This is a genomic window from Streptomyces spiroverticillatus (assembly GCA_014650415.1).
GTDB lineage: Bacteria > Actinomycetota > Actinomycetes > Streptomycetales > Streptomycetaceae > Streptomyces > Streptomyces spiroverticillatus.
Genome location: BMUX01000008.1, coordinates 15,352 through 41,531, shown reverse-complemented (window position 1 = coordinate 41,531; position 26,180 = coordinate 15,352). Strand labels below are relative to the sequence as shown.

Annotated in this window: 28 protein-coding genes and 3 pseudogenes; 16 read left to right on the top strand and 15 right to left on the bottom strand. The window is 73.1% G+C overall.

Annotated features, from left to right (window positions below; genetic code table 11):
- Positions 1-19: 19 nt before the first annotated feature.
- Positions 20-2,380, bottom strand: coding sequence for a molybdopterin cofactor-binding domain-containing protein (locus IE269_RS21845; protein ID WP_189824771.1), 2,361 nt, complete (start codon positions 2,378-2,380; stop codon positions 20-22).
- Between the two features lie 230 nt (positions 2,381-2,610).
- Between IE269_RS21845 and IE269_RS21840 the strand changes: the two genes are divergently transcribed.
- Positions 2,611-3,435, top strand: coding sequence for a hypothetical protein (locus IE269_RS21840; protein WP_189824770.1), 825 nt, complete (start codon positions 2,611-2,613; stop codon positions 3,433-3,435).
- A 7-nt stretch (positions 3,436-3,442) separates the two neighbouring features.
- On the top strand, positions 3,443-3,973 hold the full coding sequence (locus IE269_RS21835; protein ID WP_189824769.1) for an NUDIX hydrolase: 531 nt from the start codon (positions 3,443-3,445) through the stop codon (positions 3,971-3,973).
- Positions 3,974-4,018: 45 nt separating this feature from the next.
- On the opposite strand, the gene IE269_RS21830 is transcribed toward IE269_RS21835, so the two are convergent.
- Positions 4,019-5,005 carry a S41 family peptidase gene (locus tag IE269_RS21830; protein WP_189824768.1) on the bottom strand — a complete coding sequence of 329 codons (987 nt, stop codon included), beginning with the start codon at positions 5,003-5,005 and terminating at the stop codon, positions 4,019-4,021.
- A gap of 100 nt (positions 5,006-5,105) precedes the next feature.
- Between IE269_RS21830 and IE269_RS21825 the strand changes: the two genes are divergently transcribed.
- The gene (locus IE269_RS21825) at positions 5,106-5,669 is read left to right on the top strand and encodes a winged helix-turn-helix domain-containing protein (protein ID WP_189824767.1); all 564 of its coding nucleotides are present in this window, start codon (positions 5,106-5,108) and stop codon (positions 5,667-5,669) included.
- A gap of 58 nt (positions 5,670-5,727) precedes the next feature.
- Here IE269_RS21825 and IE269_RS21820 read toward each other — a convergent pair whose 3' ends face one another.
- Positions 5,728-6,816, bottom strand: coding sequence for a glutamate--cysteine ligase 2 (locus tag IE269_RS21820; RefSeq protein WP_229898051.1), 1,089 nt, complete (start codon positions 6,814-6,816; stop codon positions 5,728-5,730).
- 196 nt (positions 6,817-7,012) lie between these two features.
- Here IE269_RS21820 and IE269_RS21815 point away from each other — a divergent pair, with 196 nt between their 5' ends.
- Positions 7,013-8,104, top strand: coding sequence for an alpha/beta hydrolase (locus IE269_RS21815; RefSeq protein ID WP_189825046.1), 1,092 nt, complete (start codon positions 7,013-7,015; stop codon positions 8,102-8,104).
- On the opposite strand, the pseudogene IE269_RS43800 reads toward IE269_RS21815, so the two are convergent.
- From IE269_RS43800 to IE269_RS21800, 4 genes and pseudogenes are all read right to left on the bottom strand, one after another.
- Positions 8,082-8,165: pseudogene (locus IE269_RS43800) on the bottom strand (YbaK/EbsC family protein); the annotation flags it as partial. The gene IE269_RS21815 and the pseudogene IE269_RS43800 sit on opposite strands and share 23 nt — an antisense overlap.
- A 508-nt stretch (positions 8,166-8,673) precedes the next feature.
- Complete coding sequence (locus IE269_RS21810) at positions 8,674-10,266, bottom strand: DUF6297 family protein (RefSeq protein WP_189824765.1); 1,593 nt, start codon at positions 10,264-10,266, stop codon at positions 8,674-8,676.
- Between the two features lie 167 nt (positions 10,267-10,433).
- Entirely contained in the window at positions 10,434-11,096 is a 663-nt protein-coding gene (locus IE269_RS21805) for an ABC transporter ATP-binding protein (protein ID WP_189824764.1), read from the bottom strand.
- Positions 11,097-11,181: 85 nt separating this feature from the next.
- Positions 11,182-11,829: pseudogene (locus IE269_RS21800) on the bottom strand (aldo/keto reductase); the annotation flags it as partial.
- Here IE269_RS21800 and IE269_RS21795 point away from each other — a divergent pair.
- Positions 11,815-12,007, top strand: a pseudogene (locus tag IE269_RS21795) (MmyB family transcriptional regulator); the annotation flags it as partial. The pseudogenes IE269_RS21800 and IE269_RS21795 overlap by 15 nt on opposite strands.
- Here IE269_RS21795 and IE269_RS21790 read toward each other — a convergent pair.
- Positions 12,004-12,219, bottom strand: coding sequence for a hypothetical protein (locus IE269_RS21790; RefSeq protein WP_189824763.1), 216 nt, complete (start codon positions 12,217-12,219; stop codon positions 12,004-12,006). The pseudogene IE269_RS21795 and the gene IE269_RS21790 sit on opposite strands and share 4 nt — an antisense overlap.
- Between IE269_RS21790 and IE269_RS21785 the strand changes: the two genes are divergently transcribed.
- The 6 genes from IE269_RS21785 (at position 12,196) to IE269_RS21760 (ending at position 15,964) form a co-directional block, all read left to right on the top strand.
- Positions 12,196-12,651 (top strand): hypothetical protein, encoded by a 456-nt coding sequence (locus IE269_RS21785; RefSeq protein WP_189824762.1) that lies wholly within the window; start codon positions 12,196-12,198, stop codon positions 12,649-12,651. The two genes, IE269_RS21790 and IE269_RS21785, sit on opposite strands and share 24 nt — an antisense overlap.
- 89 nt (positions 12,652-12,740) lie before the next feature.
- The gene (locus tag IE269_RS21780) at positions 12,741-13,199 is read left to right on the top strand and encodes a PPOX class F420-dependent oxidoreductase (protein WP_189825045.1); all 459 of its coding nucleotides are present in this window, start codon (positions 12,741-12,743) and stop codon (positions 13,197-13,199) included.
- A gap of 111 nt (positions 13,200-13,310) precedes the next feature.
- Positions 13,311-13,727, top strand: coding sequence for a hypothetical protein (locus IE269_RS21775; protein WP_189824761.1), 417 nt, complete (start codon positions 13,311-13,313; stop codon positions 13,725-13,727).
- A gap of 51 nt (positions 13,728-13,778) precedes the next feature.
- A complete protein-coding gene (locus IE269_RS21770) occupies positions 13,779-14,219 on the top strand; it encodes a hypothetical protein (RefSeq protein ID WP_229898045.1) in 441 nt (146 codons plus the stop codon).
- 39 nt (positions 14,220-14,258) lie between these two features.
- Positions 14,259-14,645, top strand: coding sequence for a peptidase inhibitor family I36 protein (locus IE269_RS21765; protein WP_189824759.1), 387 nt, complete (start codon positions 14,259-14,261; stop codon positions 14,643-14,645).
- 230 nt (positions 14,646-14,875) lie between these two features.
- Positions 14,876-15,964 carry a PP2C family protein-serine/threonine phosphatase gene (locus tag IE269_RS21760; RefSeq protein ID WP_189824758.1) on the top strand — a complete coding sequence of 363 codons (1,089 nt, stop codon included), beginning with the start codon at positions 14,876-14,878 and terminating at the stop codon, positions 15,962-15,964.
- A gap of 15 nt (positions 15,965-15,979) precedes the next feature.
- On the opposite strand, the gene IE269_RS21755 is transcribed toward IE269_RS21760, so the two are convergent.
- The 4 genes from IE269_RS21755 to IE269_RS21740 are packed head-to-tail and all read right to left on the bottom strand — an operon-like array spanning position 15,980 to position 19,264.
- Entirely contained in the window at positions 15,980-16,834 is an 855-nt protein-coding gene (locus IE269_RS21755) for a glycosyltransferase family 2 protein (RefSeq protein ID WP_189824757.1), read from the bottom strand.
- Positions 16,831-17,478: a class I SAM-dependent methyltransferase gene (locus IE269_RS21750; RefSeq protein WP_229898044.1), complete on the bottom strand. Its 648-nt coding sequence runs from the start codon at positions 17,476-17,478 to the stop codon at positions 16,831-16,833. Before IE269_RS21750 ends, IE269_RS21755 begins: the two co-directional genes overlap by 4 nt.
- Positions 17,475-18,242 (bottom strand): PIG-L deacetylase family protein, encoded by a 768-nt coding sequence (locus IE269_RS21745; RefSeq protein WP_189824756.1) that lies wholly within the window; start codon positions 18,240-18,242, stop codon positions 17,475-17,477. Before IE269_RS21745 ends, IE269_RS21750 begins: the two co-directional genes overlap by 4 nt.
- Positions 18,239-19,264 (bottom strand): acyl-CoA dehydrogenase family protein, encoded by a 1,026-nt coding sequence (locus IE269_RS21740; protein WP_229898042.1) that lies wholly within the window; start codon positions 19,262-19,264, stop codon positions 18,239-18,241. The genes IE269_RS21745 and IE269_RS21740 overlap by 4 nt, the downstream gene beginning before the upstream one ends.
- Positions 19,265-19,521: 257 nt before the next feature.
- On the opposite strand from IE269_RS21740, the gene IE269_RS21735 reads away from it, so the two are divergent.
- Genes IE269_RS21735 through IE269_RS21720 form a run of 4 tightly spaced genes read left to right on the top strand, consistent with a single transcriptional unit; the run spans position 19,522 to position 21,962 of the window.
- On the top strand, positions 19,522-20,487 hold the full coding sequence (locus tag IE269_RS21735; protein ID WP_189824755.1) for an LLM class F420-dependent oxidoreductase: 966 nt from the start codon (positions 19,522-19,524) through the stop codon (positions 20,485-20,487).
- A gap of 42 nt (positions 20,488-20,529) precedes the next feature.
- On the top strand, positions 20,530-20,901 hold the full coding sequence (locus IE269_RS21730; protein WP_189824754.1) for a hypothetical protein: 372 nt from the start codon (positions 20,530-20,532) through the stop codon (positions 20,899-20,901).
- Between the two features lie 39 nt (positions 20,902-20,940).
- A complete protein-coding gene (locus IE269_RS21725) occupies positions 20,941-21,264 on the top strand; it encodes a plasmid stabilization protein (RefSeq protein WP_189824753.1) in 324 nt (107 codons plus the stop codon).
- A 23-nt stretch (positions 21,265-21,287) separates the two neighbouring features.
- Positions 21,288-21,962 (top strand): HAD family hydrolase, encoded by a 675-nt coding sequence (locus IE269_RS21720; protein WP_189824752.1) that lies wholly within the window; start codon positions 21,288-21,290, stop codon positions 21,960-21,962.
- A 14-nt stretch (positions 21,963-21,976) separates the two neighbouring features.
- Here IE269_RS21720 and IE269_RS21715 read toward each other — a convergent pair whose 3' ends face one another.
- Positions 21,977-22,456: a nuclear transport factor 2 family protein gene (locus IE269_RS21715; protein ID WP_189824751.1), complete on the bottom strand. Its 480-nt coding sequence runs from the start codon at positions 22,454-22,456 to the stop codon at positions 21,977-21,979.
- A gap of 52 nt (positions 22,457-22,508) precedes the next feature.
- Positions 22,509-23,162 (bottom strand): TetR/AcrR family transcriptional regulator, encoded by a 654-nt coding sequence (locus IE269_RS21710; protein WP_189824750.1) that lies wholly within the window; start codon positions 23,160-23,162, stop codon positions 22,509-22,511.
- A gap of 150 nt (positions 23,163-23,312) precedes the next feature.
- On the opposite strand from IE269_RS21710, the gene IE269_RS21705 reads away from it, so the two are divergent.
- Positions 23,313-24,923, top strand: a complete 1,611-nt coding sequence (locus IE269_RS21705) for an ABC-F family ATP-binding cassette domain-containing protein (RefSeq protein WP_229898040.1) — start codon at positions 23,313-23,315, stop codon at positions 24,921-24,923.
- 126 nt (positions 24,924-25,049) lie between these two features.
- Here the strand turns inward: IE269_RS21705 and IE269_RS21700 are convergent, their stop codons facing one another.
- A complete protein-coding gene (locus IE269_RS21700) occupies positions 25,050-26,174 on the bottom strand; it encodes an LLM class flavin-dependent oxidoreductase (RefSeq protein ID WP_189824748.1) in 1,125 nt (374 codons plus the stop codon).
- Positions 26,175-26,180: the final 6 nt, after the last annotated feature.

Below are 26,180 nucleotides of genomic sequence, written 5' to 3'. Positions count from 1 at the left end.
GTGCGATGCGGGTGTTGGGTCAGCGGACGTGGTCGAGGCCGTCCGTCGGCGACGGCGGGACCGGGGGCACCGTCGGCTTCGGTTCGAAGGAGAGCGTGCCGTGGTTGATGGGGAAGCTCGTCGGCATGGTGCCGGTCGCCCTGCCGTACGCGCAGGCGACCGCCGCCGCCGAGGCCGCCACCGCCAACTCCCCCGCCCCGCCCGGCTTTTCGGTGGACGGCGGCATGACGACGACCTTCAGCTCGGGCGGAGTGTTCCACTGCCGGCTGTAGAAGTAGTTGTCCCAGCTCGCTTCGAGGAAGTAGCCGTCGCGCAGGTGCAGGGACGCGGTGAGGGTCTGGGCGATGCCGTCCATGATGCCGCCCGTCATCTGGGCCTCCAGGCCGCGCGGGTTGACCGCGAGGCCCGCGTCGACCGCGCAGATCGCCCGGGTGACGCGCGGTCCGGCGACTCCGTCCCGTACCGGACGGTTGACGGTCTCCGGGCGGCAGTCCAGCTCGACGAGGACCGCGACGACCGAGTGGTACTCGTTGTGGAGGGCGATGCCCTGGGCGACGCCTTCGGGCAACTCCCTTCCCCAGGCGCCCACTTCGGCCACCTTGTCGAGCACCGCCCGCACCCGCTTGTCGCGCAGGAAGTCACGGCGGAAGGCGAGGGGGTCCTTGCCCATTTTCTCGGCGAGCCGGTCCACGATCAGTTCCCGGGCGCACACGACGTCGGGCGAGTAGACCCCGCGCATGCTGCCGGTGTTGAAGCCCTTGTCGGTCTCGGCGAGGAGCCGGCTGTAGACCCCGAAGTCGTACGGCATGGACTGCGACAGCTGGAAGAAGGTCTCCGAGAAGCCGATGTCGCCGACCGGCAGCTTCGCCGCGAACGCGGTGATCACTTCGCCGAGCCCGTGCCCGAGGTCGGTGGCGACGCTGGTGTGCCGCTGTTTGTAGCTGAGTACGGAGTTGCCCAGGTAGGCGGCGCGCACCCGTGAGGTGGCCATGGGGTGTGCGCGGCCCTGGCGGGAGTCGTCGGCGCGGTGCCACATCAGCTTGACCGGCTTGCCGAACTCCTTGGAGATCTCGGCGGCTTCGAGCGCCGCGTCGAAGAAGAGTCTGCGCCCGAAGGAGCCCCCGCTCTCGGTGACGTGCACGGTCACCTTGTCGCGGGGCAGCCCGACCCGCTTGGCGATGGCCTGCTGGGCGACGATCGGCGACTTGAGGCCGGACCAGATCTCGGCGCGGTCGGGGCGTACGTCGGCGATGGCGCAGTTGGTCTCCAGCGCGCTGTTGCTGCGGAAGTGGAAGGTGAAAGTGGCCTCCACGGAGGGGGTCACGGCGGGCAGGCCGAGCCAGATCTCGGCGTCCTTGAGTTCCTTGCGTACGGTCGCGTCCGACTTGCCCTCGGCGCTGCCGGGCCGCCACGCGACCTGGAGTGCGCGGACGGCGTCGATGCACTGGCCGAAGGTACGGGCCCGTACCGCAACTCCCGTGGAAACAGCGGCCACATGGGTGACGCCGGGCATCGCGCGGACCGCGCCGAGGTTGGCGACGGCACCGGGCTTGCCGTTGAGCGTGGGCGGGCGGCACACCATGGTCGGCAGGGCGTCGGGGACCTGGAGGTCCATGGTGAACTTCTTGCGGCCGGTGACCGCTTCGAGTGCGTCGATACGGTTGCGGGGCGTGCCGATGACACGGAACTCGGCGCGCTCCTTGAGGGTCACGGACACCTTCCGCGCCTCTGCGCTGGCGGCCTTCTCGGCGAGCGCACCGATGCCGATGCTCTTGCCGAGGAGCCCGGTGACGACTCCGGCCTTGAGGGTGAGGTCACCGACCGCCTCCCCGAGCACCACGGCGGCAGCCTCCAGGAGCCGCCCCCGGGCGACGGCTGCCGCTACCCGGACCGGGGTAAAGGTCGAGATGGTGGTGTTGGAGGCGCCGGTGAACTGGTTGAAGGCCAGCTCCGGGCGGGCGTCGGCCAGCGTGACCTTCACCTTCTCCAGGGGGACGTCCAGCTCCTCGGCGATCAGCATCGCGGTCGAGGTGGTGATGCCCTGGCCGACCTCGGCGCGGGGGAGGGCGAAGGAGACCGTGCCGTCCGTGTTCACGACGATGGTGATGCGGTTGGCGGTGGGGAGGGCGGCGACGGTCAGCAGGTCGTTGAGGTCGACGATGTCGGTGATGTCGAGGGAGGGAACGGCCCTGGTCGCGGTGCCGACGCCGCGTTCGGCCGCGACCGACTCCCCTCCGCCCAGGCCGAGTTCGGCGGCGACGGCGAGGGTGGGTGCGGCGAGGAGGTACCCGAGGAAGCGCCGCCGGTCGACACCGGAACCCGGCCCGGTCTGCGGCGGTTTGTCCCCGCCCTCACCCGTCCCACGTACCCCCAACACCATCTGATGCCCCCTCAGTAACTTCGAACCGGCCCCTGAGTGTGCCCCGGATGCCCCGTGGCGATCAAGGAGTTGCGGGCAGCGGACCACACCGCTCTTGCGGGTGATCTTCCGGCTCCGGTGGAACCAGCGGTACGCCGCACGCGTACTCCGTACAGCACATGTCCCCCAGGATTCGCCAGCACGACGGCCGGACCCCTCAGCCCTCCCGGCCGCAGCGGAACGGAGCAGGCGTGACGGCATCGGTCAGTGGCAACCGCGTTGGCACTCCCCCGCAGTCCGGCGCGGACACGTACCCCGTGGTGTTCGGCTGCGCGATCCTCACCACACTGCTTCTGGCCGCAGGAGTGATCACCCTCGTGGTCTGGGGGTTCAACGCCCTCGTCGACCGTCAGCGGGCGGCGCCCTTCGAGGACGCGTCCGTGGTGAAACTGACGGACCGCATCCCCTTCGACGACGGGCTTCCACCCCGGGAGAGGGGCCCGGAGAGCACGCGGCCGCAGCAGGACATGGACAAGGTGAAGGACGAAATCCGGGAGAACTTCCTGCCGCTGCTCGGCCGCCCCACCGCCGAGGTGTCCGTCGACTGCGGCAGGGCCGCGCTCGGCTCCTCCCCCTTCGAGTGCACGGCACGCGAACTGGCCCCGGTGGGGCGGAAAGCGCTCACGGCCACGTACACCGTCCGTATCACGAACCTCCGGGAGACCCGCCGCTACCTGGGCACGGGCATGAAATTCCTGGTGGAGCGGACCTGGAACCAGGACGTACGCCCGAAGAAGGCGCCGGTACTGCGGGAGGCGGTGCACCGGGAAGCGTACGACCGGGCGTTCAACCAGTTCACGGAGGACTACGAGACCCGGGCGGCGGCCTGCGACGCGACGATCCCGCCCCTGCTGCTGCTCGCACCGGGATCGCGCACCCGGTACCGGTGCTACGTGCAGGGCGAGTACGACTGGACGACGTACCGGGTGGACGTGGGCAAGCAGGGCGAGCCCGTCCTGACGGCCCTCTCGGACGAGGAGGTGAAGTCCTGGCCCTCCGCTGCACCTGCGGCATGATGCGCCCATGACGACACCCGAAGCGTTCTCGCGCATCAAGATCCGTGTCGGCGCAGTGCTGTTCTGCGGAACGGAGGTCGCGCTCATCCAGCGGGAGCGTGACACCGGTGCGGTGCACTACAGCCCTCCGGGCGGCAACGTCGAGACCGGTGAGGACCTACTCGACGCGCTGCGAAGGGAGTTGGCGGAGGAGCTCGGGCTCGACCACGAGCAGGCCACCGTGCCGGAGCTGCTGCGGGTCATCGACCAGCGGGTGTCGCGGCCCGGACCGACTCCGCCGCCCCGCAAGCTGCACCTGCTGTACCGGATGCACGTCACTCCACAGGTGCGGGCCACGCTGGCCGCCGAGGAGTACGACGAACTGCCCGACGGGACGTACGACGTCGGCCGCGTGGTGTGGGTCGACCACCGCGAGGCCGCCGGCCTGCCGGTCTTCCCACCCGTCGGCGAAGCGCTCGCCGCACTCGCCCACCCCCGGGCGGCGACCGGCGATGCGGCGCTGCACGCCGTCACCGACGAGAACTACACCTGGGTCTAGCCACCTGGGTCCAGTCAGGCGCGGCCGGTGGGCGGCCGTGCCGATTCACTCCGCGAGCTCCGCGAGCTCCGCGAGCGCCAGCTTGTGGGCGTGGGTGAGGGCGTCGGGGGCGGCGCACGGGACGTCCGGCTGGACTCCGGTGCCCTCCCAGTTCGTGCCGGACACGGGATTGACCGCGCGGCCGAAGGGGACGGTGACCTCCAGGTGGGGGTGGACGGTCCAGCCCTCGCACGGGTGCGCGCCGCCACGGGTGCGCTCGCCGACGACCGTGGCGCGGCCCAACTGCTGTAGGTCGTAGGCGAGTTCCTCGGCGGCGGAGAAGGTGTCGGCGCCGGTCAGCACGTACAGCGGCTTGCTGCCGCCGAAGCGCGGGCCGGGGACGTGCGCCGGGCTCCAGGACTGCTCGATGCGGGTGCCGCCGCGCCAGTGCATGGTGTTGAGGTGGGTGCGCTCGTCCAGGAGGTGGCCGCAGACGAAGGCGACCGCGTCCGGGTCGCCGCCCTTGTTGCCGCGCAGGTCCACCACCAGCGCCTGCGCGCGGGAGACCAGGGTGAGCGCGGCGCCCAGCGCTTCGGCGGACCAGTCCAACGGGAAGAGCATCGGTCCCAGTTCCAGCAGTGCGACACCTCCGTCGAGCAGTTCGACCCTGGGTACGCCGCCGAGCGAGCTCTCGAAGTCCCCGCGTATGGAGGCCAGTACGGCTTCGCCGCGCCCTTGCGGCACCTGTTCGGCGTGGTGCTTGAGGCGCAGGTGGCGGTCGCCGTTGACGGACTGGAGGTCGGCGGTGACCAGGCGGGCGAGCCGCTCGGCGGCAGCGGTTTCGTCGGTGCAGTCGGGTTCACCGGTGCCGTCGGCCTCGACGTCGTACGCACCGTCGGCGAGGCGTCGTCGCAGCAGGCCGGCGAGTTGCTCGGCCACGTCGGGGAACACGTAGTTCTCGGTCAGGAGCCGCACCGTCTCGTCGATGACGGGGGCCACGGAGGCGGGGAGGAGTGGCGTCGGGGGCGTCTTGGCAGCGCTCGAAGTCGTCATGGCAGCGAGTAGAACACCACCCGCACAAAAGCGTCAAAGGTTTTCGACGCTTTCATCGAAAAGTGGTCCGCTCGGGGCCGGCATGCACGATCATTCGGGTATGAGCGAACAGCCTTCCCCCGCACAGCCCGCCGAGGACGTCCTGGAGATCGGCGCGCCCGAGCAGTTCGCGGCGCTGGCCCATCCCCTGCGCCAGCGGCTGCTCTTCGCCCTCGGCCACCGGCCCGCCGCAGCGGCCGGGCTCGCGGCGCAGCTCGGCGCGAAGAAGGGCACGGTGGCCCACCACCTCAAGGTGCTGCGCGAGGCCGGACTCGTCCGGGTCGCCGAGACCCGGCCCGTGCGCGGCGGCACCGAGCAGTACTACCAGCGCACGGCTCGCCGGATGCTGGTGACGGAGCCCCGGGCGGAGGGGACGGCGGCGATGTTCGCCGCGGTCGCCCAGGAACTGGAGCTCTCGCCCGAGGAGCACGTCCTGTCGCTGCGTCATCTGCGGCTCAGCCCGGCGAAGGCACGGGAACTCGGGGAGACGCTCACCCGGCTGGTCGAGGAGGCGGAGGAGGAGGCAGCGGGAGCGGCTGAGGGCGCGGAGGACCAGCCGGTGCACGGGGTGCTGGTTGCGCTCTACCGGCAGCCGTCAGCAGCCGCTAATTCCGATTCCGCTTAGTCGTCTCCCGGCTGCTGCTCAGCCCTCTCCCCTGCTCTCGCCCAGCCTTCCCCTCTGCTCAGGCCGCGCTGCGCAGCACGCACTCCGCGACGGTCCGGCGCAGGCTGCCCGTCTCCTTGTGCAGGGCCCGCTGGATCTCCGCGCCCGTTCCGCTTTTCAGCAGTTCGGCCGTGGCGCGGCGGGCGTCGGCGGCGTCGCCCGCGTCCTCCAGGGCGGGGGTCACATGGGCGAGCAGGGCGTGGACGACGTCGGCGGCCGGTTCCGGGCGCAGCGTCTCGGGGTGGACCAGGCTGTCGGTGAGCCCGGAGCGGGCGGCGCGCCACTGGGCGAGGCGCAGGGGGCCGACACCGTGCGGGGCGGGCGGCTGTCCGGCGCGGTGGGCGCGGGCGGCGGTCTCGACCAGGCCGCGCGCCAGGGTTGCCAGGAGCACGGTCGTCGACGCCTCCAGGCAGACGTCCGCCACCCGGATCTCCACGGTCGGGTAGTTGTGGGAGAGCCGGGCGTCGAAGTAGACCATGCCCTTGTCCTTCAGGACGCCGGTCTCCAGGAGGTCTGCGACCTGTCGGTGGTAGTTGGCGGCGGAGCCGAAGATCTCCACGGGTCCGGCGGACGGCCAGCGCCCCCACACCCGGTTGCGGTAGCTGCCGTACCCGGTGTCGGATCCCTGCCAGAAGGGCGAGTTGGCGCTCAGGGCGGTGAGCACCGGCAGCCACGGCCGGATCCGGTCGAGGACCTGCACGCCCTCCTCGTCGGACTCCACGGAGACGTGGACGTGACACCCGCAGGTCAGCTGCTCCTGCACGGGCATGCCGAACTGCTCCTCGATCCAGCGGTGCCGTTCGCCGGAGTTGAGGGACGGGCTGACGGTGAGCGGGGAGGTGGCGAGCGCCACGGCCGCCGCGCCCACCTCCTGGGCGCGCCGCCCCGCCTCCTCGCGCCAGCGCCGGATCTCCTCGCCCAGATCCCCCATGGAGAACTGCGGCCGGGTCGCGAACTCCACCTGCTCTCCGTGGAGTTCCTTCTCGAAGACGCCTTCCGCGTCGGCGTCCTCGGCCGGCACGGCCAGCACTGCCGACGACACCGCCCGCGACTCCCCCGACTCGGGATCGACGAGGAGGAGTTCCTCCTCCACTCCCACGCTGCGCACGATGCGGTCCTCCAGATCTCGCCGTACATCCCGCTGCACCGCGCCGACCAGGAGCGGGAGCGTTCGGGCCCTGCGGACCGGTCGTCCGCGGTACGGGCACGCAGTCACCGGTTCCCGAACCGCCGCCCCGTATGCTCCTGGGCCTGCGCGGACCACACGTACGGGTGCGGCGGGCAGGTGTGATGGGATGCGCGGCATGGAGCCGTGGAGCAGGAGCGAGGACCGTACGCCGCCGGGTCCGGACGGCGGACCGCTTCCGTCACCCACCGGCGGGCCGCTTCCGGCACCGGGCTGCGGGCCGCTGCCCGTGCCCGCCCTCGATCCCGAACTCGCAGTCGTACGAGCGGACTTGGGCCCCCTGGAACCCCTCACCCCGCACAACCTCGCCGCCCGGCAGGAGCGGGACGCCACCTCGCGGCCCCGCCCGACGGCTGCGGAGCTGAGCGCGGACGGGCGCTTCACGGTGAGCGAGGTGCGGGTGCCGGGTCCGCCGGGTGCCCCGGAGGTCACCCTGGTGAGCGCCCGCCCGGCCGGGCCGACCGGCCCGCTGCCCCTCCTGTACTACCTGCACGGCGGGGCGATGGTGATGGGCAACGCGTGGTCGGTCCTGCCGACGGTCCTGCGCGAGTGGGCCGAACCGCTCGGCCTGGCCGTCCTGTCGGTCGAGTACCGGCTCGCCCCGGCCACCCGGTATCCGGGAGCCCTGGAGGACTGCTGGGCCGGTCTGACGTGGGCGGTCGAGCACGCCGACGCGCTCGGAATCGATCCCGGGCGGATCGTGCTGGGCGGCAAGAGCGCGGGCGGCGGGCTGACGGCGGCGCTGGCACTGCTGACCCGGGACCGGCCGGGCGGCCCGTCGCCCGTCGGGCAGCTGCTCATCTCCCCCATGCTGGACGACCGCAACGACACCCACTCCGCGCACCAGATGTCGGGCCGCGACATCTGGGACCGCACCTCCAACTCCACGGCCTGGCAAGCGGTGTTGGGCGATCTGCACGGCACCGCGGACCTGTCCCCGTACGCCGCCCCCGCCCGCGCCACGAACCTTTCCGGGCTGCCTCCTGCCTACGTCGAAGTGGGTTCGGCGGAGGTCTTCCGGGACGAGGGCGTGGCGTACGCGAACGGGATCTGGCAGGCGGGCGGGGACGCGGAACTGCACGTCTGGCCGGGAGCCTGCCACGGCTTCGACGGGCTGGCGTCCCGGGCGGCCCTCACCCGGGACGCCCGAGACACCCGCACCCGCTGGCTGCGGAGGCGCCTGGCGGTCAGCCCGCCAGGCCCTCGATGACGACGGCACCAGGCAGTTCCGCGAACGCCTTCCCCGGCACGACCAGCTTCCCGACCCGTCGCGCGGGCGTGCCCGGCCGCACTTGCGTGCCCCGTCCAGGGGCGCGAGGAACTGCGCGACCAGCCACCCACTCACCCGCACGGAACCGGTCCCATTGCCCCGCGGGTTTAGGTGAAGGGGCGGGGCTGGGGACCCTTTGGCCCGGCGGGTCGGGGCTTCACATGCCCGGCACCGGGAGGCGCCCCGTGGGCCCCGAGGTGAGCGCGTCCGGCGTGCAAGGTGCGGGCAGGGGGCAGCACCGGGGCAGGCCCGGAGCGAGAGGGGCCGCCCCCTTGCCCGCCCGTCCCGCCCCCGGGGGGCGGCCCCGCCGCCCAAGGGGGCGGGGGGGAAAGGGAAGGGGGGGCGCCCCGCCGCCCAAGGGGGCGAGGGGAAAGGGGAGGGGAGGCCGCCCCGGCGCCCAAGGGGGCTGGGGGAAAGGGGAGCGCACGGCCCCGGCGCTCAAGAGGGCTACGCAGTCGCGGGGGTGCCCCAAGGGAGCTCGGTGGAAGGGGCCCATTGCCGAAGCGGGATCAGCCGAGGAGAGGCAGGAGGCGGTCGCGGGCCGCGCCCAGAACTGACCTGCGCCGCCCACCCCGCAGGCGCCGCGCCGTACTCCGCCCCCACCCCAGCATCACCAGTCCGGCCAGCAGGAGCCACCCCAACTCCCCCACACCGAAGCCTCCTTGACGTACCGTCACCAGCAAGCACGGCGCGGCGAGCGCCAAAGCCCCCGCCACCCCCCGCCCGTACCACAGCACCGCCTGCAACGGCCCCGTGTTCCCCATCGGCGTCTCCCCGCCGATCAGCACCTCCACCGGCATCGCCCCCCGGTACGCACTGACCAGCGCCCCGCCCACCAGCGCCGGGACCGCCCCCAGCAGCGCGAGGTGACCGGAGGTCCCGTACAGGATCGCGCCCGCAGCCAATCCCAGGAGCAGCAGCACCCCCGGCACCACCGCATGCCACAGCGCCAACGCCCCGAAGGTGTACGGAAGTCCCGTCGCCCGGCGGAAGTCGTCGCTCTCCAGGCGTGCGGGCTCGACGAGTTGGGCCGCGGCCAGGTACCCGGCGCCGAGCGTCAGCACGGTCACCGCGACCTGCCCGCGCCCCGCGTCCGGCGCCAGGCCGCACAGCCACACCGCGGCCGCCGCCCACAGCGCACCCCACACCAGCCGCCCCGGTTCCCGCAGCAGTCCCGTCGCGTCCCGCCACGGTACGAGCAGCCACCGCCGGCGCGGCATCGGCAGCCGTACCCGCTGCCGGGCGGCCCACCCGCGCCGGGGCCCGCGCACGGCGGCCCGCGTCTGGCGCAGGTCCAGCGCGAAGAGCGAGGCCGTGACCTGCGAGGCGAGCGTCGCGCGCGAGCGGAGTTCGGCCGCCGGGATCAGCGGCGCCGACCGCCACGCGACCACGAGGGCACCTGCCGCGCACACCGCCGAGAGCCCTGCCCCGACCGCCCACGGCCCCCCGTGTCCGGCCGCCGCGACCAGAGGTTGCGCCGCCCACCCCCATGGCCCGGACCACAGCGGCAGGACCGCGGCCGCGACGGCCACCGCCAGGGAACCCACCCAGAAGGGCCGCCCGTATCCCCACCGCTCGACCAGCACCCCGGCCCCGACGCCCGTGAGCCCCGCGACCAGTCCGGCCCACGCCCCTGCCACCGCGAGCGGTACCGGCGCGCCGGCTCCGGCGACGTACAGCACGTAACCCAGCACGGCTCCGACGACCGGTCCCACGAGCGCCGACCGGAGCACGGCCGCCCGCAGTCGGGGCAGCAGCAGTGGTCCGCGTGCGAGTGGCAGCGGGAGGAGCCAGTGGAGGGTGGGGAGGTCCACGCGCACGGGCCCCCGCCAGGCCGCGTTCCGCATGGTCAGCAGGAGGACGAGGGCCGTCAGCAGGGGCGCGGACCAGGGCAGGGTCGCCGTCAGCTGCCGGGCGGTCTCCCCGTGCCAGTCGCCCCGGCCGCCCGCGCGGGCGGCGGCCGCCAGGAGGGGCACGGCCCAGAACACCGCGAACAGTGCGACGAGGTAGACCACGTACGCGCTGTTCTTGCGCCGCTCCTGCCGCGACGACACACGCGCCGCACGGAGGAACGCGAGCGTCCGGTCCGTGGAAGCACGCATGGACCCGGTACGGGCGGGGCCCCCGTCCGCAGAAGCCCGAGGCGAATCCGCACCAGCGGGCCCCCCACCCGCCGAAGCACGAGGCGAATCCGCACCCGCCGCAGACCCCCCACCCCCCGAAGCGCACACGGAGTCCGTACGAGCAAGCCCCCGCTCCATCGGCCCCATCAGCGCCCCGCCCCCACCGGTATGCCGTCCTCCAGTGCCAGTACCCGGTCGGCCGCCGCGTCCGCCAGTGGCTCGTGGTGGGTGGCGAGCAGGATCGCCGTTCCGCGCTCCTTGTGGGCGGCGAGCCTGCGGCCCAGTTCCTTGCGGGCGCGGGCGTCCAGGCGCTGTTCGGGTTCGTCGAGGATCAGCAGGTCGTGCGGCCGTACGAGGGCCGAGGCGAGCAGCATCGCCTGCGTCTGCCCGGAGGAGAGGGCCGACGGCAGGGCGCGGGCGTGCTCGCTCAGGCGGTGGTCGGCGAGGGCGCGGTCGACGGTGTCCTCGGCCTCCGCGTCCAGGCCGTGGGCCAGCGCGACGAGCATGAGGTGCTCGCGCACCGTCAGGTCGGGGTAGTGCGCGCCGGGGTCCATCACGGTGGCGACGCGGGCGCGGACGGCGGGGGTGTCCTCGCCGACGGGGCCGCCCGCGAAGGAGATCTGCCCCTCCGTCGGCTCCTCCCGCCCCGCTGCGAGGCGCAACAGTGTCGACTTTCCGGCGCCGTTGCCGCCCACCAGGGCCACGCATTCGCCGGGGGCGAGGTCCAGGGTGACGGCGCGGACGACCCACCTCTCGCCGTAGCGGCGTCCGACGTCGGTCAGTTGGAGGAGCGGGGTCTGGCCTGTCACGTGGGGCGCCTTCGTTCGTACGGGCTCGGAGGAATTGCCACGAACAAGTATCCGCAGCGCGCCCCGCCCCGGGTCGGACGGGTCCTCAGCCCTCCAGCCGCCGCTTGCTCAGCCAGGCGACCATCTCGGGGTCGCGGTGGTCGAAGAACAGGGACGCGCCCGTGTCCAGGCCGGCGATGGATGCCATCTGTTCGTCGGTGAGGGCGAAGTCGAAGACGTCGAGGTTCTCGGCCATGCGCTCGGGGCGGACCGACTTCGGGATGGTGACGACGTCGCGCTGGATCAGCCAGCGCAGGACGACCTGGGCGACGGACTTGCCGTGCCGCGCACCGATCTCGGCCAGCAGGGGGTTGGTGAACAGGTCGTTCCTGCCCTCGGCGAAGCCGCCCCAGGACTGGTGCTGCACACCGTGCTCGCGCATGAGGGCCTGGTCGGCGGTGCGCTGGAAGAAGGGGTGGGTCTCGATCTGGTTGACGGCAGGGGCGATCTCGTTGTTGAGGACGAGGTCCAGGAGGCGGTCGGGGTAGAAGTTGGCGACGCCGATCGCCTGGGCGAGGCCCTCCCGGTGGAGGTCCTCCATGGCCCGCCACTGGCCGTACACATCGCCGTACGGCTGGTGCATCAGGTACAGGTCGAGGCGGTCGAGGCCGAGCCTGGTCAGCGAGGTCTCGAAGGCGCGGCGGGTGTTGTCCTGCGCGGGGGGGGCGTCCTGGACCCAGAGACCTTCCACCACCCGCACGTCGGGACCATCACCCTCACCCCCCCAGTCGATGGAACTGGAGGGCACCCCGGGCCGGCGCATCGGCGTCCACACGGCCGAACCGGGGACCCCCGACGACGACGCCATGCTCCTCCTCGACCTGACGGCCCCGGCACCGGCCGCGACCCCGGCCCGCACCCGCGAGGTCTAGGCGCCCTTGCGGATGCGTTCGAGCAGGAGGGCCCCGACGGCCGGGGTGACGTAGCCCTGGGGCAGTTCGGTGCCGAGGTGTTCGGCCAGGTGGGACGCGTACAGAACCATGCTCGACTCGACGAGGTCGGCGAGCGCCTCGACGGCGCGGCGCGCCCGCAACCAGCCGAGGGCCAGGGCGACGAGGCGGTGAAGCTGGCGCCGCCCGGCCACAAGGACCGCCCCGGCGCCCTGAACAATCTGGGCATCGCCTGGCAGGAGCGCTGCCACCGCACGCTCTCGTTGCCGGATCTGGAGCAGGCCGTCGCCATCACGCGGGAGGCGGTCGCCCTCTCCCCCGACCAGGGCGCGCACGATCCCGCCAGGGCGGGCCGACCGGCCAACCTCGCCCATCTGCTGAAATGGCGGTTCGAAGCGGTGGGGCGGCCCGCCGACATCGACGAGGCGATCGGCCTGGTGGACGAGGCACTGCGGATCGTGCCCCGCCACCACCCCAAACGCGCCGAACTGCTGCCGCAGTTGGTGACCCACCTCCAGGAACGCTTCGACACCTACCGGGGGCTGGAGGACATGCGCCGCATCCTGGACCTGGAACGGCTGATGGAAGCGGACGGTCTGGTGCCGGAGCACGGCCGGGGAAGGTAGGGCGCACGGCCGGGGTACGCGGGAAGGGGCTCGTCTACGCTCGGCGGGGACAGGAGCCCTTTCACTGAGTGGAGTTCGGGATGCGGGAGATGGCCGAGGCCGAGTGGCGGGAGTTCGTGCTCAGTGGCACGCGCACCGGCAAGCTGGCGACCAACCGCAAGGACGGCCGGCCACATGTGACGCCCGTGTGGTTCCTGCTGGACGACAGCGACGGTGACGGTGACAGTCACGGTGCTGGTGGCGGGCAGGTCCGGGTGGTCTTCACCACCTACCAGGACTCGTTGAAGTTCAAGTCGCTGAGCCGTGAGCCGCGGTTCTCGCTCTGCGTCGACGACCAGGAGCCGCCCTTCTCCTACGTCATGCTGGAGTGCACGGCGGAGTTCACGGACGAGCCCGAGTCCGTGCGCCGGTGGGCCACCCGGATCGGCGGCCGGTACATGGGTGCCGAGAACGCCGAGGCGTACGGGAAGCGCAACTCCGTGCCGGGTGAGTATCTGGTACGGGCCCGGATCGACCGGGTCGTGGCCTTCGCCGGCATCGCGGAGTAGCGGGCGGCCGAGTCGGGGCGCACGGGGCTGGTGTGACCCCTGCGGTACGACTTCTCACCGGCACGGGTGATCTTGCGCATAGCCGCTCGGGGTGGGTGGAAGTCCGCCCGTATGTCCGCCCGTTTGCGCCTGCCCGCCGCCCTGTTGGCCGCCGCCGCGCTGCTCGTCGCCGTACCGTCCGCGACCGCGCAGCCCGTCCTCCGTACACCGTCCGCATCCGCCGCCCCCGCCGCCCCCGCCGCCCTCCCGGGATACGTCTGTTTCTGGTCCGAGCCCGAGGAGCACGGCGCCGGGGGCGGCTGGTGCTACAACGGCACCGGCTACTCCGAGGCCGAACCCCGCGTGAAGCGGCACGCGAAGTCCTTCAGCAACCAGACCCAGGACACCTTCTACGCCCTGCACTTCCTCCGGGACGGCGGCTGCCTCTACCGGACGATCTACGGCGGGGACTACTCGCCGAACTGGGAGTGGTGGGAGAAGTTCGACGGGGTGCAGCGCAGCAGGCCCGCCGACTGCCAGCCGGGCTGAGCCATGCGGAGTCTCAGCGCTCAACTATCCCTGATGGCCTGCCTGTTGGCCATGTCACTCACCGGCTGCGGTGGGCCCGCAGGCCCGCCCGTCGAGCTCGGGCCCGACGACACCGTCAAGGCCGCGCAGAAGTTGCTGACCGACCGCTGTCTCGCCCGCCAGGGACTCGTCACGCCCCGGCCCGGGGCCGCCGTTCCGCCGCCGGAGCAGGCGCGCCGCGTCGTCGGCGCGCTCTTCGGGACCGGCCGGGCCGAACTGTCCCTGACCCTGCCGGGCGGGCAGGTCGTCAGCCAGCACTCCGACGGCTGTCTCGCCGCCGCCCAACGCCGTCTGTACGGGGACCAGAAGCGCTGGTTCCTGGTCTCGACCCGTGTCAACAACCTCCGCTCCGCCGCCCCCGCCGCCGACCGCGCCGAACACCGGCGGCTGCGCGCCGAGGCCCTGGAGCGTTCCCGAGCACTGCTCACCGAAGTCGCCCAGGCGCACGCCTGAGCCCCGCCCCGTCCCCTCTCCGAAAGGTCCGTCCCCCACATGACCCGCCGCAAGCGCCTCGTCGCCCTCCTCACCGCCGCCCTCTTCGCCACGGGCGGCGTCCTCGCCGTCCCCGCCTCCGCCGCGCCCTGCCCCAGTGGTTCCTTCTGCGTATGGCCGGACGCCGGTTTCAACGGCTCCGTCTTCGCCTCGTCCGGCGACGACGAGTGGTGGGAGTCCTGGATCGCCGACAACGACTCCTCGTGGGCCAACCACGGGATCTCGGGCCCCGGCGTGAAGGACCACGTGGTGGTGTACGAGAGCGCCATCCAGTTCCCGTCCGACGGCGGGGAGCGCACCATCTGCCTGGCGCCCGGCCAGGAGGTCTCCTCCAACGCCAACGCCAACGACCGCGGCGACGCCCATGTGTGGGCGATGCAGTGCTGACCGGCTGACCGTCCGCGCGCCGATACCGTACGGCCCGGGTCCCCCGCCGTTCCTCCCGGCGGGACCCGGGCCGTACTGCTGGATCCGGCAGGGCCGGCACGCGGGACCAAGGTCCCTGCCGCTCGGGTCCAATGGGCCCCGCGTCCGGGCCCCGGGTCGCGCAGGATGGGCAGGTTAGGTCGCATTGAACTTCTCGGGTCAGGTTTCGCATGCCCTCGTCCAGTCCTCCCTTGCAGAGCGTCGCCGCCCGCGAACAGTGGCTCGACCGGGCCATGGGGTGGCTGCCCTGGGTGGTGTGGGTGGTGGCCGTGGTCGCCGAGTTCCTGACGGGCAGTGACATCCGGCTGGGGCCGGTGATGTCCGCCGTGCCGCCGCTGGTGGCGGTCGCGCACGGCTGGCGGACGGTGCTGGCGTCCGGCGTGGTGGCGGGGCTGACCCAGCAGGCGTTCCTGGAGCTGGTGCCGTCGGTGGAGACGGGGGCCTGGACCACCGCCGTGACCGCTGTGACGGGTGTGACGCTGGCGAGCGCCCTGTCCGCCGCCGCGCGGGTGCGCCGCGAGCGGCAGGTGGAGGAACTGCACGACGTCGTCGGCGGGATGCAGCGTGCGCTGCTGCATCCGCTGCCGCCGGAACTGGGCGGGTACCGGATCGCCGGGTTCTACCAGGCGGCGCACTCCGAGGCGCGGGTCGGCGGCGATTTCTACGAGGCGCTGGAGACTCCGTACGGGCTGCGCATGGTGCTCGGCGACGTCTCCGGCAAGGGGCTACCGGCGGTCGACGCGACGGTCACGCTGCTCGGCGCCTTCCGCGAGGCGGCGTACGAGGAGGATCTCGGACGGGTGGCGCTGGTGATGGACCGCGCGCTGCGGCGCAGGCAGCTCATCTCGGACGACCACCGGTTCGCGACGGCGCTGATCGTCGAGGCGGGGGCGGACGGGCGGCTGCGCATGGTCAACTGCGGGCACGTCCACCCGTATCTCGTGAACGGCGAGGGTGCCCGCGAGATCGACCTGCCCGCGTGCGGCCTGCTGGGCCTGTTCCACCTCGTGCCGGACAGGCGGCCGGAGCCGGTCGCGCACACGCTCGCGCCCGGGGAGTCGTTCCTCGTGGTCACCGACGGGGTGACCGAGGCGCGGGACCCGCGACGGGCCTTCTTCGACCTGGAGGCGTTCCTCGCCGGGCCGCTTCCGACGGGGTGTCCGGTCGCGCTGCACGAGGCGTTGCTCGGCGCGCTCGCCCGGCACGCGCGCGGCCGTCTCTCCGACGACGCGGCGGCGCTGGTGCTGGCCCGCCGGCGCGCCGACCCGTCTGACGTCTGACGCCTGACGTCCCGTTCAGCCCGCCTCTTCCTCGCCCCCGTCCGTCGCCGACCGGGGGATCCGGTCCAGCCCCGCGAGGTGGTCGCCGAAGCCGCCCCGGGCGCGGGGGCGGGTGCGGGCCGAGGTGGTGACGGGGCAGTCCGCGGTACGCAGGAGGCGTGCGCGGGTGCGTTCCAGGGCGTCGACCAGGCCGTGGTCCTCGCTCAGCGCCAGGGGCGGGAAGCCTCCTGCGGCGGTGTACGCGCGGGCGCTGACGCCGAGGTTCGCGCCGTGCACGTGCGGGTGCTGCCAGGGCTGTCCGGCGGGCGGGCGGGACACCTCGTAGAGGCGGTGGTGGCGGGCGGCCAGCCGGGGCTTGTGCGCCGACCGGCGGTCGACGGCAACGGTGCCGACGACGGCGTCCCAGCCCTCGGCGGCGCGGGCGAGCTGGAAGGCGAGCCAGTCGGGCGGGACCGTGCTGTCGGCGTCGGTGTTCGCGATCCACGCCCCGGCGGGCGCGCCGGGAGTCGGCTGCATCCCGTCCGTGGCACCGGGGTTCGCCTGCACCCTGCCCAGGGCGGCGGGGTTCGCCTGCACCCTGCCCGCGCCCGCAGCCTCCGCCTCCCCCAGGGCCTCCAGCGCCGCGGCCACCCCCGCCGCCCGCGCCCGCCCGACGTTGCGGAAGCGAACGGGGACGACGAGCGCTCCCGCCTTCCCGGCGAGCTCCTCGGTGGCGTCGGTGCAGCAGTCGGCGACGACCACGGTGAGCACCCGCACCCCGTCCAGCGCCGGGTGCCCGGCCGCTTCCCGTACGGCGTCCAACGCGGCCGGGAGCAGGGCCTGTTCGTCGCAGGCGGGGATCACCACGGCGACGGCCGGCCAAGAGGTCATACGAGACCTTCGCGCGCGGCGGGCGAGGGTGCGGGTGAGCCGTCCAGCCAGGTCCTGGCGTACACCTGGAGGACGAAGTCGGCCTCGCGGTGGTCGGCCACGGGTGTCAGTCCGGGTACGGAGGCGACCGTCGCGGCGAGAGTGGTGCCCGTGCCCCGGTGGTCGGGGACGGGGTGGTTCCAGTGCACGGTGACCAGGGTGCCGCCGGGTTCGAGCGCGGCGGCGGTGCGGGTGAGGACGTCGTGCAGGGCCGGCTCGTCGAAGTAGTAGAGGAGCTCGGACAGGACGATCAGGTCGAAGGAGCCGTCCGGCCACTCCTCCGGGAGGGTGAGGCGGCGCACGTCGACGTGCGGGAGGTGGGCGGTGCGCTTGCGGGCGGTGGCGACGGCGGACTCCACCCGGTCGCAGGCCAGCAGCTCGTCGCACCGCTCAGCGAGGCGGGCGGTCAACTCGCCCACGGAGCAGGCGGGTTCGAAGGCGCGTCGGTAGCGCGGCAGGGGGAGGCTCGCCACAGTGAGTTCGTACTTGCGGCGTTCGTAGAAGCGCTCGGCGAGGTGCCAGGGGTCGGGGCTGTCGCGGTACATCTCCTCGAAGTACGAGGCGGGGGTGGCCCCTTGGGGCCGGTGGCCGGGTTCGTGGTTCATCGGAAGACGACCTCCAAGTCCCTTGTGTGGTGGGCCAGTTCGTCCGGGGGGAGGATCGCCGCGTCGCCCGGGCCCGGGCCCAGGGGGGCGATCTGGCTGACGAAGCGGTCGATGGCGGCGCGTTTGCGGATGCGTACGTCCGGAGGGAGCGTGATGCGGGCGGCCCGTCCCCACGGGACGCGGGGGTCGCCGGGGGCGGCCCAGTGCCACATCCACACCGGGTAGAGCCAGCAGGGGATGCCGGCGGCCTGCGCCGCGCGGAGGGCGGCGCGGCCCGCCGCCTCGTGGTCGCCGTGCACGTCGCCGGTCCACGGGGCGACGAGCAGGTCCGCGCCCTCGGCGATCTCCGCGAGGCGTGCGGCGACGTGGTCCTCGTGCACGGCGACCCGGGTGTCGGGGACGTGCAGGGGTACGACCGTGGCCTCCGGTGCGCCCAGTTCGGCGAGTGCCGCTCGCGTTTCGGCGGCTCGTACACGTACGAGATCGTCGGCGGTGAGCACCGTGCTGTCGGGGTGGGAGGCCTCTCCGTCGGTGACGGCCACGACGGTGATCCGCGTCCCGGCGGCGGCGAGCAGGGCGAGTGTGCCGCCGAAGCCGAGCACCTCGTCGTCGGGGTGGGCCGCGACGACGGCCACTCGGGTGAACGGGCCGACGGGAATGTCGGGGAGGTCCGCCCATCCCGGCCACGCCCGCCAGGCGGCCTCGGGGGTGCCGGGGGCCTGGATCGGGTCGGCTGTGGGGCGCACGGAGGTGGCGTCGGTCATCGGGTGTCCTCCGGTCGGGCGAGGAGCGCGCCGAGTGCGGCGAGGTCGCGTTCCGCGTGGTGCTGGCGGATGTATACGGCCAGGTCGGCGGCGGTGCGGGCGTGCTGGGCGTCGTGGCAGAGCGGTCCGGCGCCGGTGGCGCGGCCGACATGGTCGAGGACGGCGGCGCAGGCCGACTCGACGAAGGCGCGTACGCGCATGGCGCGGAGCTGCGCGCCGCCACGGATGTCGAGCGGGTCGGCGTCGATCTCGGCGGCGGCCCGGTCCAGGAGGGCTCCGGCGGCCTGGAGCTGGATGTCGACCGCGCCGAGGTGGGCGTCCGTGTGCGGTTCGGCGCGGCGTCCGGCCGCTTCCCGGAGCACCCGGGACACGGCGACCGCTCCTCCGTACCAGCAGGCGGCGACGCCGATGCCGCCGTGCCAGAAGCCGGGCCTTCGTACGTACGCCTCGGGGTCGCCGACCGCGCGGGCGGGGACGTCGGTGAAGCGGACGTCGGGGGTGTCGCTGCCCGCCATGCCGACGGCCCTCCAGGTGCCGTCGACCGGGCGGCAGTCGTCGCCGTCGACACGTACCGCGAAGAGCCTGCGTTCGTCACCGGCACGAGCGGTGACCAGGGCGTGGGTGCAGGAGTGCGCGCCGGAGCAGAACTGCTTCAGGCCGCTGATCACCCAGCCGTCGCCGCCCTGCCCCGCCGGGTCCTTGCGGAGGGCGGTCAGGCCCTCGCCCGGGGGTTCGGCCGCCCAGACGCCCCACCGCTCGCCGGGCCCCGGCGGTGGTTCGCCCAGCTCGGCGAGGATGGCCAGGGCGTCGACGTGCCCCTCCACCAGGCGTGCCGTGCACAGGTCGGCCTCGGCGACGGCTTGCAGCGCGGCGAACCGGCGTCCGGTGTGCCCGGAGCCGGGCAGCGGGAACTCCCGTTCCCCGGCCTCGATGCGCGCGAGTACCGAGCGGAAGCCTACGGCGGCCGTGACTTCGGGGGCCGTGAGCTCGGAGGCCTCAGAAAGAGGCAGGTCATCAGGCATGGAACGAACTCCCTGAGGCCGGTACGGAGGGTGGACCGAGGGGAAGGAGACGGGCCTCTCCCCACTCTGGAGCGCCTCCCTGGCGCCCGCATCGCCGCGAGCCCCGGTGGGGGCGAACACTCCAGTGCCCCTCGTGGCCGGGAGGAAACACGGGCCTCGCGCACGTCGCAGGGGGTGGCGGACGGGAATCGGGGTAAGGCGTCCGCCCCTGGCGGAGACCAGGTTTGGCGGCGGACAAGACCGGCTACACGCACCCAATGGTGCAAATTGGCTACACGATGATGACCGAACAAGCGGGTCCCCGCGCGCTCGTCGACGACGTGGTGGCCGCCGAGCGGGCCGGTTTCGACTTCTCCGTCACGTCCGACCACTACTTCCCCTGGCTGGACTCGCAGGGCCACGCGCCCTACGCGTGGAGCGTGCTGGGCGCGGCGGCGCAGGCCACCGAGCGGATTCCGCTGATGACGTACGTGACCTGCCCGACGGTCCGCTACCACCCGGCGGTGATCGCGCAGAAGGCGGCGACGATGCAGCTCCTCTCCGAGGGGCGGTTCCGGCTGGGCCTGGGCTCGGGGGAGAACCTCAACGAGCACGTGGTGGGCACCGGCTGGCCGTCGGCCGGGGTGCGGCTGGAGATGCTCGAAGAGGCGGTGGAGATCATCCGCGCACTCTTCGAGGGCGGCAACGTCAACCACCGGGGCACCCACTTCGACGTCGCGAACGCAAAGCTCTGGGACCTCCCCGACGAACTGCCGCCGATCGGCATCGCGGTCTCGGGCGAGCGGTCCTGCTCGCTGGCAGGACGTCTCGCCGACCTGGTCATCGCGACCGAGCCGAAGGCCGGCCTGATCGAGTCCTTCGAGCGGCACGGCGGCGCGGGCAAGCCCCGGGTGGGCCAGCTCCCGGTCTGTTACGACCCCGACCGCGACGCGGCGATCGCCCGCGCGCACGACCAGTTCCGCTGGTTCGCGGGCGGCTGGCCGGTGAATGCGGAGCTGCCGGGGCCGACGAGCTTCGCCGGGGCGACGCAGTTCGTCACGGAGAAGGACGTGGCCGAGGCGATCCCCTGCGGCGCGAAGGTCGAGGACTTCATCGAGGCGGTACGTCCGTACGCCGAGGCGGGGTTCACCGAGATCGCCCTCGTCCAGGTGGGCGGCGAGCACCAGCAGCCGTTCATTTCCTGGGCGGAGAAGGAGCTGCTCCCCGCGCTGCGCGAACTCTGAACACCTGCCAAGACTGTGCTTGAGCAAACTGAAAGGCATCCCATGCCCACGAACGACACCTCCGACCTGGTGCAGGTCGTCCTGAGCGACTGCACCTCCGACGACGCGGGCACCGTCCTGTCCGCACTGGGCTCGGCCTTCGCCTCCGGCCGCTCGTCGGACACCCCCGGCGGGGGCCCGGACGCCGGCTCCGACACCTGGACGGAGTCCTTCGTGGCCGCCTCCGACGCCTCCGGATCCTTGTCCGGTACGGGGCTGAAGGGCGCCGTCACGGCCGAGCTCCAGGGCACTCCGGTGGCGGTCGACCGGCTGCGGAAGGCCCTCACCTCGGCGTTCACCGTGGAGGAGCAGGGTTCGGCGTCCGGCGACCAGGAGGTCGAACTCCAGCTCCGGCTGACGGCACGGGACGCGTGACGTACGTAACTCCCTCGTACACGGAAAGGAAGTCGAGCCATGCCGCGAGGATCGAGCGCCAAGCGCGAACGGCAGTACGAACACATCAAGGACAGTGCGCAGAAGCGCGGCGAGAGCAAGAAGCGTGCCGAGGAGATCGCGGCGCGCACGGTGAACAAGGAGCGGGCCAGGAGCGGTGAGTCCAAGGAGGCGAGCAAGACCTCGACCCAGGACATCTCGTCCTCCCGCCGAGGCGGCCTGAACTCCCACAAGGGCGCGCAGGGCCCCACCCGCGACCAGCTCTACGCGGAGGCCAGGGCCCGCAACGTCAAGGGCCGTTCGACGATGACGAAGGCCCAGCTCGCCAAGGCCCTGGGCCACTGAACCCCACCGGAAAGGACGACGCCATGCCCCGCGCGGCGCTCTTCGACGTCGACGGCACCCTCGCCGACACCAACCACCTGCACGTGGTCACCTGGTGGGAGGCCTTCCGCCAGGCCGGTCACGAGGTGCGGATGCACGACGTCCACCGGGCGATCGGCCTGGGCTCCGAGGACCTGATCGCGCACCTGCTGGGCGACGAGCACGACCCGGACGAGGACGACGGCCTGAGCGCCGCGCACTCCACGCTGTACGGCACCTACTTCGACCGCCTCCCCGCTCTCCCCAAGGCGGGCGAACTGCTGCGCACCCTGCACTCCCGGGGCTGGCGCATCGTCCTGGCGACCTCGGCGGGCGGCCCAGAACTGGAGGCGCTGCGCCGGGCGATCGACGCGGACGACGTGATCGCGGGCGTCGCGAGCGCGGACGACGTGGCGCAGGGCAAGCCCGCCCCTGACCCGGTGCACCGCGCCCTGGAGATCGCCGGATGCGGGCCCGAGGACGCGGTGTTCGTCGGCGACACGGTGTGGGACATGCGGGCGGGCACGAAGGCGGGGGTGCTCACGCTGGCCCTGCTGGCGGGCGGCATCCCGCGCGCGGACCTGGAGGAGGCCGGAGCAACGGAGGTCTACTCGGACCCGGCGGACCTGCTGGCCGACCTGGACGGGAGCCTGGTGGGGAGGATGGAGCGCGGGGAGTGACGAGCTGCCGGCGGCTACGCCTGCCTCAGGTGTTCGGTCGGTCCGGCGAAGGTCAGGAAGGTGCCTCGCCGGTCGAGGAGCCACTGCCCGTCGACACGGCGGAAGGCGTCCTCGTAGTACCCGACCTGGGTGGGCGGGCGCGGCGGGACCATGCCGACGCCGGTGTGGCCGTCGACGCGGTAGGTGGTGAAGTAGCTGGTCGCGGTGGCCGTGGTGGCGGAGGTACGGGTGACCCGGACGTTCGTCGTGACGCGGCGGGAGAGCCGGTCGGCGGGGCGGGCGCCGAAGTAGGCGCGCAGGGCGTCGCGGCCCCGGACGGTCCGGTCGCCCTCGGCCCACTCCCAGACGCCGTCGGGGGTGAACAGGTCGGCGGCCGAGCCCGGGTCGCCGAGGTCGAGCCGGTGCACGAAGTCGAGGATCAGGCGCTCGCAGGCGCGTTCGGCGAGCAAGTCGTCAAGGGTGGCGTGGAGTTGGGCTTCCGCTGATGTGGTCATGACCGATACCTAGCAGGTCGAACTTCCCCACGGCGAAGGGGTTTTACGGTGGTCAACCGGTGAAAGCCCCTGCCGATGCCGCCAGGACGGCGGTGCGGGCCGCCCGGTCGGGGAGTTCGGGGTCGGGGGCCGAGCGGAGCAGGACCAGGTGGTGGTAGAGGGGGGCGGTGGCGGCGACGAGGAGGGCGCGGGCGTCGGCGCCCGGGGGGAGTTCGCCCCGTACGACTGCCCTGTCGACCACGGTCTCGCACTGCGCGTACCGCCCCTCCCAGAAGTCGCGCAGGGCTTCGGCCGCCTGGGGGGAGCGGAAGGACACCGCGATCAGGGCGGCGGCGATCGAGGGCTGTTCGGTGAGGGAGGCGTGCACCTCGTGGTTGAGGGCGGCCAGGTCGCCGAGCAGGGTGCCGGTGTCGGCGGGCTGCCAGTCGTCGTCCGCGCCGAGGGTGAGGAGGTCGGCGAGGAGGCCGCCGACGTCCTGCCAGCGCCGGTAGACGGTGGTGCGGTGGACGCCCGCACGGTCGGCGACCGCGTCGACGGTGAGGCCGTCGTAGCCGTGCTCGACCAGCTGGGCCCGGACGGCGTCGAGCACGAGGGCCCGCGTACGGGCGGTACGGCCACCGGGACGGCGGGCGGGGGCGCCGGGCGTCGCGGAAGGGGTGGACGGGGTGGACGGGGTGGACGGGCCGGTCCGGTTGCCTGTTGCCATCCTCGGAGACTCCATGTCATGATCCTAACGCAACTGTTGTCGCACTAACGGAGTCGTCGATGCTCATCCGAAGCGTTGCCCAGACCTCGCGGTCCGTACGTCCCGTACCGGCCGCTCCGTCCCCGAATGCTTCGGAGCCCACGTATGCCCATGCAGACCACTCAGACCACTCAGCTCGCCGCTCTCTCCGTCACTAAGTCCTTCAACGGCCGCACGATCCTCGACGCGGTCACCTGCTCCCTCTCCCCCGGCGAGCGCACCGGAATCGTCGGTGAGAACGGCTCCGGCAAGACCACCCTGCTGCGCCTGTTCGCGGGTGCCGTCCAGCCCGACGAGGGCGAGATCGTCGTCCGCGCAGAGGGCGGTGTCGGTTACCTCGCCCAGGACGAGGAACTGCCGCCCGGGATTTCCGTCCAGGACGTCATCGACCGGGCGTTGGGTGAACTCCGTTCCATGGAGCGGGAGTTGCGCCGCCTGGAAGCCGCCATGGCCGACGGGGACGACGCCACGATGTCCGCGTACGGCACGCTGCTGACCGCCTTCGAGGTGCGCGGCGGCTACGACGCCGACGCCCGCGTCGAACGCGCCCTGCACGGCCTCGGCCTCGGCCTCCTCGCCCGCGACCGCACCGCCGGAACCCTCTCCGGCGGCGAACAGGTCCGCCTGCGGCTGGCCGCGCTGCTCGCCGCCGCCCCGGAGGTACTCCTCCTGGACGAGCCGACCAACCACCTCGACGCCGAAGCCCTGCACTGGCTGGAGGAGCACCTGCGCGCCCGGCGCGGCACGACGGTCGCCGTCTCGCACGACCGGGTCTTCCTGGAGCGCGTCTCCACGACCCTGCTGGAGGTCGACGCCGACCGCCGTACGGTCGTCCGTTACGGCAACGGCTACGCGGGCTACCTCACCGAGAAGTCCGCCGCCCGGCAGCGCTGGATCCGGGCCCACGCCCAGTGGGTGACCGACGTGGCGGACGCCCGTACGCGGCTGGCGACCACCGCACACCAGGTGGTGCCGGGCCGCGCCATGAAGGACCGGAACAAGATGGCGTACGGCATGGCGGGCAACCGCGTGCAGGCGTCGGAGGCGACCCGGGTGCGCCAGGCGGAGGAACACCTTCGCCGACTGCTCGCCGACCGGGTGCCGACGCCGCCGGAGCCGCTGCACTTCTCGCCGGTGCTGGGCGGTGTGCGCCTGGAGGGTGCGGTGGTCGACGCGTCCGGTGTGCACGTCGCCGACCGGCTGGCACCCACGGACCTCAAGCTGCGCTCCGGCGAACGGCTGCTGGTGACGGGGCCGAACGGGGCGGGCAAGACGACCCTGCTGAGGGTGCTTGCCGGTGAACTCGCGCCTTCTGGCGGTGAGTTGACCAGGCGCGGCCGGATCGGGTACCTCCCGCAGGAACCCCGCTTCACCGTTCCGCGGATGCCGCTGCTGACCGCGTTCGGCAACGGCCGGCCCGGTCAGCCGGAGGAGCACGCGGAACGGCTGCTGAAGCTGGGGCTCTTCGGCGAGGAGATGTTCGAGGTGCCGGTGGGCAGGCTGTCGACGGGCCAGCAGCAGCGGCTCGCGCTGGCGCGGCTGGTCACGGCTCCGCTGGATGTGCTGCTGCTGGACGAGCCGACGAACCACCTGTCACCGGTGCTGGTGGAGGAGCTGGAGGAGGCACTGGCTGCGTACGAGGGCGCTCTGGTCGTCGTCAGCCACGACCGACGGCTGCGGGGGCGGTGGGAGGGGGCTCGGCTGGAGTTGGGGGCGGCGTGAGGGGCGCGGCCGGTGTCGGCGGGGGCGGAACGGGGGTGGCCCGGTATCGGGCGGGCCGCCCCCTTGCCCGCCCGTCCCGCCCCCGGGGGGGGCGGCCCCGCCGCCCAAGGGGGCTGGGGAACAGGGCTAGCGCTTGACCCACTCCTGCGCCAGCAACTCGTACGACCGCACCCGCGCCGCATGATCATGCGTGATCGTCGTGATCAGCAACTCGTCCGCCCCCGTCGCCTCCCGCAACCGGGCCAGATCATCGGCGACCCGCCCCGCCGTCCCGACGAAGCGCGTCTCCACCCGGTCCTGGACCAGCGCCCGGTCCGCGTCCGTCCACACATGGGCCCGCGCCTCCTCCGGCGTCGGGTACGGAATCGCCCCCTCCGCCGTACGGATGCTGCGTACCCACAGGTCGTACCCCTCGGCCAGCTCGCGCGCCGTCGCGTCGTCCTCGGCGACGACGACGTCCGCCGACACGGTGACGTACGGCTTGTCCAGGACGTCCGAGGGCTGGAAGGCCGCCCGGTACCCCTCCACCGCCTCCAGCACCGTCCCGGGGCTGACGTGGTAGTTCGCGGCGAAACGCAGCCCGTTGGCGCCGGCGACCGACGCGCTCTGGCCGCCGCTGCTGCCGAGTATCCAGAGCTGGAGGTCCGCGCCCTCGCCGGGAACGGCACGGGCGGCGATCCCGTCCGCCGACCGGTAGGTCCCGGCGAGCAGCGCCAGGATGTCGTCGATCTGCTCGCCGTAGTCCTGCGATTCGGCGTTCGGCTGCTGGAGCAGGGTCTTCTGGAGAGCGACCCTCGGCGAGCCGAGCAGGTGCTCGAAGGAGAACCGGGGCGGGATGCGCAGCCCGTTGGGGGTGCGCCCGTCGACGACGGGGGTCGTCGTGGGCACCGGCGCGGTGGACGCGGGCGGCCGCCCGCCGGAGCGCCCGAGGCCCAGGTCGAGCCGCCCCGGGTGCAGCGCGTCGACGAGCCCGAACTCCTCGACCGTGGACAGCGCGGTGCGGTGCCCGAGCTGGACCGCGCCGGAGCCGATCCGGATCGTGGAGGTGGCGGAGGCGGTGAGGGCGAGGACGACGGCGGGCGAGGTTCCGGCGACGCCCGGGTTGAGGTGGTGTTCGGCGAACCAGTAGCGGGTGTATCCGAAGCGCTCGGTCTGCCGGGCCAGATCGATGGACCGGTGCAGTGCCTCGGCGGCGGTGGAACCGGACGCGATCGGCACCAGGTCGAGGACGCCGAGAGGGGTGGCGGGCATGGGCGG

What these genes read in the sequence shown, in the direction of transcription:
- IE269_RS21845 (WP_189824771.1), bottom strand. Translation starts at nt 2,380, where the DNA reads ATGGTGTTGGGGGTACGTGGGACGGGTGAGGGCGGGGACAAACCGCCG.
- IE269_RS21835 (WP_189824769.1), top strand. Translation starts at nt 3,443, where the DNA reads ATGACGACACCCGAAGCGTTCTCGCGCATCAAGATCCGTGTCGGCGCA.
- IE269_RS21830 (WP_189824768.1), bottom strand. Translation starts at nt 5,005, where the DNA reads ATGACGACTTCGAGCGCTGCCAAGACGCCCCCGACGCCACTCCTCCCC.
- IE269_RS21825 (WP_189824767.1), top strand. Translation starts at nt 5,106, where the DNA reads ATGAGCGAACAGCCTTCCCCCGCACAGCCCGCCGAGGACGTCCTGGAG.
- IE269_RS21815 (WP_189825046.1), top strand. Translation starts at nt 7,013, where the DNA reads ATGGAGCCGTGGAGCAGGAGCGAGGACCGTACGCCGCCGGGTCCGGAC.
- IE269_RS21810 (WP_189824765.1), bottom strand. Translation starts at nt 10,266, where the DNA reads ATGCGTGCTTCCACGGACCGGACGCTCGCGTTCCTCCGTGCGGCGCGT.
- IE269_RS21780 (WP_189825045.1), top strand. Translation starts at nt 12,741, where the DNA reads ATGGCCGAGGCCGAGTGGCGGGAGTTCGTGCTCAGTGGCACGCGCACC.
- IE269_RS21775 (WP_189824761.1), top strand. Translation starts at nt 13,311, where the DNA reads ATGTCCGCCCGTTTGCGCCTGCCCGCCGCCCTGTTGGCCGCCGCCGCG.
- IE269_RS21770 (WP_229898045.1), top strand. Translation starts at nt 13,779, where the DNA reads ATGTCACTCACCGGCTGCGGTGGGCCCGCAGGCCCGCCCGTCGAGCTC.
- IE269_RS21765 (WP_189824759.1), top strand. Translation starts at nt 14,259, where the DNA reads ATGACCCGCCGCAAGCGCCTCGTCGCCCTCCTCACCGCCGCCCTCTTC.
- IE269_RS21755 (WP_189824757.1), bottom strand. Translation starts at nt 16,834, where the DNA reads ATGACCTCTTGGCCGGCCGTCGCCGTGGTGATCCCCGCCTGCGACGAA.
- IE269_RS21750 (WP_229898044.1), bottom strand. Translation starts at nt 17,478, where the DNA reads ATGAACCACGAACCCGGCCACCGGCCCCAAGGGGCCACCCCCGCCTCG.
- IE269_RS21745 (WP_189824756.1), bottom strand. Translation starts at nt 18,242, where the DNA reads ATGACCGACGCCACCTCCGTGCGCCCCACAGCCGACCCGATCCAGGCC.
- IE269_RS21740 (WP_229898042.1), bottom strand. Translation starts at nt 19,264, where the DNA reads ATGCCTGATGACCTGCCTCTTTCTGAGGCCTCCGAGCTCACGGCCCCC.
- IE269_RS21735 (WP_189824755.1), top strand. Translation starts at nt 19,522, where the DNA reads ATGGTGCAAATTGGCTACACGATGATGACCGAACAAGCGGGTCCCCGC.
- IE269_RS21730 (WP_189824754.1), top strand. Translation starts at nt 20,530, where the DNA reads ATGCCCACGAACGACACCTCCGACCTGGTGCAGGTCGTCCTGAGCGAC.
- IE269_RS21725 (WP_189824753.1), top strand. Translation starts at nt 20,941, where the DNA reads ATGCCGCGAGGATCGAGCGCCAAGCGCGAACGGCAGTACGAACACATC.
- IE269_RS21720 (WP_189824752.1), top strand. Translation starts at nt 21,288, where the DNA reads ATGCCCCGCGCGGCGCTCTTCGACGTCGACGGCACCCTCGCCGACACC.
- IE269_RS21715 (WP_189824751.1), bottom strand. Translation starts at nt 22,456, where the DNA reads ATGACCACATCAGCGGAAGCCCAACTCCACGCCACCCTTGACGACTTG.
- IE269_RS21710 (WP_189824750.1), bottom strand. Translation starts at nt 23,162, where the DNA reads ATGGCAACAGGCAACCGGACCGGCCCGTCCACCCCGTCCACCCCGTCC.
- IE269_RS21705 (WP_229898040.1), top strand. Translation starts at nt 23,313, where the DNA reads ATGCAGACCACTCAGACCACTCAGCTCGCCGCTCTCTCCGTCACTAAG.
- IE269_RS21700 (WP_189824748.1), bottom strand. Translation starts at nt 26,174, where the DNA reads ATGCCCGCCACCCCTCTCGGCGTCCTCGACCTGGTGCCGATCGCGTCC.